General features: G+C 56.7%; 6 protein-coding genes. 4 read left to right on the top strand and 2 right to left on the bottom strand.

Going from position 1 to position 4,934, the window contains the following annotated elements:
• Positions 1–196 (bottom strand): hypothetical protein (locus PHP98_11645; protein ID MDD5484281.1); only part of this gene is annotated, 196 nt, incomplete at its 3' end.
• Between PHP98_11645 and lipB the strand changes: the two genes are divergently transcribed.
• Both lipB and PHP98_11635 read left to right on the top strand, forming a co-directional pair.
• Entirely contained in the window at positions 180–857 is a 678-nt protein-coding gene (gene lipB, locus PHP98_11640) for a lipoyl(octanoyl) transferase LipB (GenBank protein MDD5484280.1), read from the top strand. The two genes, PHP98_11645 and lipB, sit on opposite strands and share 17 nt — an antisense overlap.
• Before the next feature lie 318 nt (positions 858–1,175).
• Complete coding sequence (locus tag PHP98_11635; protein MDD5484279.1) at positions 1,176–2,369, top strand: DegT/DnrJ/EryC1/StrS family aminotransferase; 1,194 nt, start codon at positions 1,176–1,178, stop codon at positions 2,367–2,369.
• Here PHP98_11635 and PHP98_11630 read toward each other — a convergent pair.
• A complete protein-coding gene (locus PHP98_11630; protein ID MDD5484278.1) occupies positions 2,323–3,528 on the bottom strand; it encodes a Gfo/Idh/MocA family oxidoreductase in 1,206 nt (401 codons plus the stop codon). The two genes, PHP98_11635 and PHP98_11630, sit on opposite strands and share 47 nt — an antisense overlap.
• 153 nt (positions 3,529–3,681) lie before the next feature.
• On the opposite strand from PHP98_11630, the gene PHP98_11625 reads away from it, so the two are divergent.
• Both PHP98_11625 and PHP98_11620 read left to right on the top strand, forming a co-directional pair.
• Entirely contained in the window at positions 3,682–4,155 is a 474-nt protein-coding gene (locus PHP98_11625) for a hypothetical protein (protein MDD5484277.1), read from the top strand.
• Positions 4,145–4,934: cache domain-containing protein (locus PHP98_11620; protein ID MDD5484276.1), on the top strand; the 790-nt coding region annotated here is incomplete at its 3' end. The genes PHP98_11625 and PHP98_11620, both read left to right, overlap by 11 nt.

The raw sequence follows: 4,934 nt of genomic DNA, 5'->3' as shown, positions 1-4,934 counted from the left end.
GACTTCCTCCAGCCAGAGTCCCGGTTCGGGTTTCTTTTTTACGATCGCCTTCATTTTTTTCATTTTTAATTTCTCTTTTCTTTTTTAATTTAACCGGGAAGATAGTAATCTCTTTCGCGCTTGAATAAAAGTTTTTTTTTGGATGGAATCTCCCGGTTTTATCCGGCCGGGAAGGATTTATGAAAACGCGCGTCATATGTTTTGATCGGGCGTTATCCTACCATGACGCCCTGATGCTTCAGGAGGAAATACTCGCGGCGCGGATCAGAGACCTGGTCCCGGACACGGTGCTTTTTCTTGAGCATACTCCGGTTATTACCTGCGGGGTCCGCTCCAGGCCGGAGCAGGTTCTGTTTTCGGAAGGGGCATTAAAGGCGAAAGGGATTGAACTTGCAAAATCATCGCGGGGCGGCGCGGTAACTTTTCACGGCCCCGGCCAGCTTGTCATGTATCCCATTATCAAGCTGGGGGCGGGGGGGGCGGCCGCGGCGGACGGGGCGGGGGGTGTGCGCGGTTATCTCAGCGCCCTTGAAGAGGTGGCCATCCGCACGGCTGAGTTTTTCGGGGTGCGGGCCTGGCGGCGCAAGGGCATGACCGGCGCCTGGACGGAGGGGGGCAAGCTGGCGGCCATCGGGGTACGGTTCAGGCGCTGGGTATCGTATCACGGCATGAGTTTCAACGTGCACCCCGATTTGTCGGGATTTGCCGCCATTATTCCCTGCGGACTGGCCGGCGAAGAGGTGGCTTCGCTGGAAAAGCTGCTGGGAAAAGCCTGCCCCGCATTGCATGAGGTTCGCGAAGTCATGGCGGAGCAATTTGGCGCCGTATTCAACCGGAAATATCCCGCCCCGGATTAGCGATGCTTTGCCGGCCTCAACGTCAAAAAGAAAGCTTTGTGACGCCGGATCGGGGAATGGCTGAAAATTACGATCGGATTTACCGCGCCTGGCGCGCAGGAAATTAAGGATGTGATTTCCGTTTGACATTTGAATGGGGAAATCTAAACTTTGAAAATATTGCCGCATGTCCCGTTTTATAACCAGTTATAACGAAAGACAAAGCGGTGTTTTTTTAATGTCAGTCAAAGGCGGATTTCATTTTCCAGAATTGAACAGTCGCGCATTTATGATGAATAAAATCGACAAAAAACGGGGGCGATGATGCGGAAATTAGCATTGTTTGGCGGAAAACCGGTCAGATCAGCGGGTAAACAATGGCCGGCCTGGCCAATATGGGATGAACGGGAACGGCGCGGCATTGGCAAGGTGCTGGAGTCCGGCAAGTGGTGGTATGGAGAAAAGGTGCGCGAATTTGAGGAGGCTTTTGCCGCCTTCCAGAAGGGCAAGCATTGCGTTACGGCTTCCAGCGGCACCACGGCCCTGGAGACCTGTCTCCTGGCCCTCAACATCGGCGCGGGCGACGAGGTGATTGTTCCGGCCTACACCTTCATGGCCACGGCCAGCTGCGTCATGCGGGTGGGGGCAAGGCCGGTTTTTGCCGACGTCAACCCTGCTGATTACTGTGTTACCGCCGATTCGGTCGCGGCCGCTATCACGCCGCGCACCCGCGCGATCATGCCCGTCCATTTCGCGGGCTTCATGGCCGATATGGACGCCATTATGAAGCTGGCGCGGAAGCATCGTCTTAAAGTAATTGAAGACGCCTGCCACGCCTGGGGAACTGTCTGGAAGGGGAAATTCGGCGCGGGCGCCATCGGCGACTGCGGCTGTTTCAGTTTCCAGGCCAGCAAAAACATCACCGCCGGCGAGGGCGGCGCCATTGTCACCAACGATGAAAAACTGGCTAACATTTGCCGGTCATACACCAATTGCGGCCGCGGGGCAAACACCCCCTGGTATCAGCATTTTCTGATGGGAAGCAACCTGCGCCTGACCGAGTTCCATGCGGCCATATTGCTGGCGCAGTTGGGCCGTCTGCCGCGACATATCGTCCGGCGCGAGGCAAACGCGAAAATATTGAATAAACAACTGGCGGGAATTCCGGGTTTATACCCGGTGCCGGACGACAAACGGGTGAAGCCGCGCTCTTATCATCTTTTCTGCATCCGTTTTGAGCCCGTGGAATTCGGCTGTTCGCGGTCTTTGCTTATCAAGGCGGCCAAAGCCGAAGGGCTTGATCTCGTGCCGGGTTATCCGATGCCGCTCTACAAGCAGCCCATGTTTGCCAACCGGCGGGAGTATAAAAAAATGTTTCTGCCCGGCACGGAAAAACTGTGCCGGGAATCCGCCCTCTGGTTCCGGCATCATCTTCTGCTGGGCACGCGGGACGACATGCGGGATATCGCCGCGATCTTTCGCAAAATCAGCGCGCACGCCGCGGAACTGGCTGCCGGACCAGGTCGCGGTTGAAGTAGCCGGCAATCTTTTCCGGCACGTCCGTGATCTTAACCGGGATTGATCCGTGCCGCAGGGAGTGGGCCGCCGCGCAGCCCGCCGCCACGCTGTAACGCGCCGCGACGGCTGAGGTTTTTATTCTGGTTTTTCCGCGGAGATAGCTTAAAAACTCATTCACGATCCGCGGGTCCGCCCCGCCGTGGCCGCCGGGGTCGCGGGGAATGAAGAATTGCTCGTCTCCGTACGGCTGATAATAGTTCTGCTTGTTCCAGAGCCGGACCACGCATGCCCCGGGCACGTCGCCGAAGTTTTCAAGGCGGCCTTCCGTGCCGATGATGGTGTAATTGCGCCAGCCGTCGGGCGTGTAATGGCATTGCTGGTAGGAGGCAAAGACGCCGTTTTGGAGTTCCATCAGCATCATGGAAATATCTTCAACGTCAATCACCGGGTTCAAGCCTTTCTGCTTGAGCGGCGGCCAGTTGTCAAGATGCCAGCTGGCGTCGCCGCGTTCCGATTTTGGATGGCGGTCCTTGATTTGATCATACACGGTCAAACCGCCCATGGCGCTCACCAACCGGCTGTGTCCGCCGCAGAGCCAGTGCAAAATGTCAATGTCGTGCGCGCCTTTCTGAAGGAGCAGACTGGTGGCCTTGGACCGTTCGGCGTGCCAATCCTTGAAATAGGCGTCGCCGCCATAGGAGACGAAATGGCGGCACCAGCCGGCCTTGACTTCGCCGATGGCGCCCTGGTCAATCAATTCCTTCATTTTGTTGGTGAACGCCATGTGGCGCATGTTGTGGCCGAGATAAAGCTTGACCTTGTTTTTGCAGGCGGTTTTCAGCATGCGGTCGCAGCCCTCGGTGGTGATGGCCATCGGTTTTTCAACATAAATTGATTTGCCCGTTTGCATGGCCGCCAGCGCCTGTTCTTCGTGCAGGAAATCGGGCGAGGTGATGAAGACGGCGTCAAGCTCGTCCCGGGCAACCAGTTGTTTGTAGTCATCGGTCAGGAAAACATCGGGCCCGTATTTTTCCTTGAACTTGCGCAACGCTTCGGGATTGGGGTCGCAGGCGGCGGTCAGGCGCACGCCATTTTCAGGCTGGTGGGCATGTCCGGCCAGCGCGCCTCTTCCGCCGGCGCCGATCACGCCGATTTTCAATTCCTTGTTTTTCATTTTTTTTCCACATGCTCCTTTCAGGTTAAATCAGGCGCGGCCTGCATCATTCCGCGAATAAAAATTTGACGACAGTATCAATTAAATATATCTTAAATCAAGCCTAAAAACATTCCCAAAAAAACAACTCTTCGGCGGATGGCAAAAAAAAATATGAAGCGATGGTTTTCCGCGGCTTTGGCCGCGCTGCTGGCGCAGGGAGTATGCGCCGGGGATTGTTCCGAATCAACCGCGGTGAATTGGCCCGGCTTGTGCCGCGACATTGCCGAAGCTTCGCTGGACGGCTGGCGCTATGCCCGGGACAATCCGGAGGAAACGCTTGATATTGTCATGGATTACGTCCGCCGCGGTCATTTTCCGGACAATCGCGCGCATATGAAATGGATGCTGGAAAAGATCATCGTTTCCATTTTTCCCGGTCCGGGCGACCCGTGGCAGTTCGGGGTGTTGTCCGAGACGCAATACAATCGCGCCACCGCTCTTCTGCGCGAGCGGAAACTGATCCGCGCCGCGCCGGCCTTTGGGGAATTTCATCCGTTTGCTCCGGCCGGCGGCGCAACGACGGGGGGCGGAAGCGCTCCGGGCGAACCGGGATTCCGGGGGAAAGGGGTGGGCGATGCTCCTTAACCGCAGCATAGCGGTCCGCCTGGCCCTCCTGGTTGTTTTGGGGGCCGGCTGTATTCTAAGCGCGATTATCGGATACAGTTATGTCCGCGTGCGCCGCATGCTCATGGACGACCTGGAGACCAAGGCGCGCTACATGGCGTCGGCCACGGTCAACCGCATTGAAACCACGGCGCGGTCGGTGGAAAAGGCGGTCCAGGGCATGACCGTTGGCCTGGAAATGCAGTCCCTCTCCACGAATGACATGTATCAACTCCTGCGGCGCACTGTGGAGCAGAACCGCGGCAATATTTACGGCGCGGCCATCGCCTTGAATCCGTCATTAAACGGGCAAAACCCGGCTTGCTGCGCCCCTTACGTTTTTAACGAAAAAGGGCAACTGGTCTGCAAGGACCTTGGCGCGGATGATTATCGCTATGACACGTGGGACTGGTTTTATCTTCCGCAAAAGCTGAAAGAGCCGGTTTGGTGCGAGCCTTACTTTGACGAGGGCGGCGGAGGGATTCTCATGGTGACATACAGTTGCCCTGTTTTTAAAAGCAATGAGTTTTACGGGGTCGTGACCAGCGATGTTTCTCTTGAAGGGCTGAGCGGGTTGCTGGCCTCGCTTCTGAAGAAGGAAGTCGGCTATGCCTGGCTTATTTCGGCAAACGGAACCTTCATTGCGCATCCGCGGCGCGAATTGATCATGAATGAGACCGTTTTCAGCACGGCCGAAATCAATCCCGATCCGCTCGTTCGCTCCGCCGGCTGGCGGGCGGGCCGACGGATGGTCCGCGGCG

It is taken from the genome of Kiritimatiellia bacterium, assembly GCA_028715905.1.
In the GTDB taxonomy this organism is placed as follows: Bacteria; Verrucomicrobiota; Kiritimatiellia; order JAAZAB01; family JAAZAB01; genus JAQUQV01.
This window is presented reverse-complemented; position numbering and strand designations above follow the sequence as displayed.

What these genes read in the sequence shown, in the direction of transcription:
- lipB (MDD5484280.1), top strand. Translation starts at nt 180, where the DNA reads ATGAAAACGCGCGTCATATGTTTTGATCGGGCGTTATCCTACCATGAC.
- PHP98_11630 (MDD5484278.1), bottom strand. Translation starts at nt 3,528, where the DNA reads ATGAAAAACAAGGAATTGAAAATCGGCGTGATCGGCGCCGGCGGAAGA.
- PHP98_11625 (MDD5484277.1), top strand. Translation starts at nt 3,682, where the DNA reads ATGAAGCGATGGTTTTCCGCGGCTTTGGCCGCGCTGCTGGCGCAGGGA.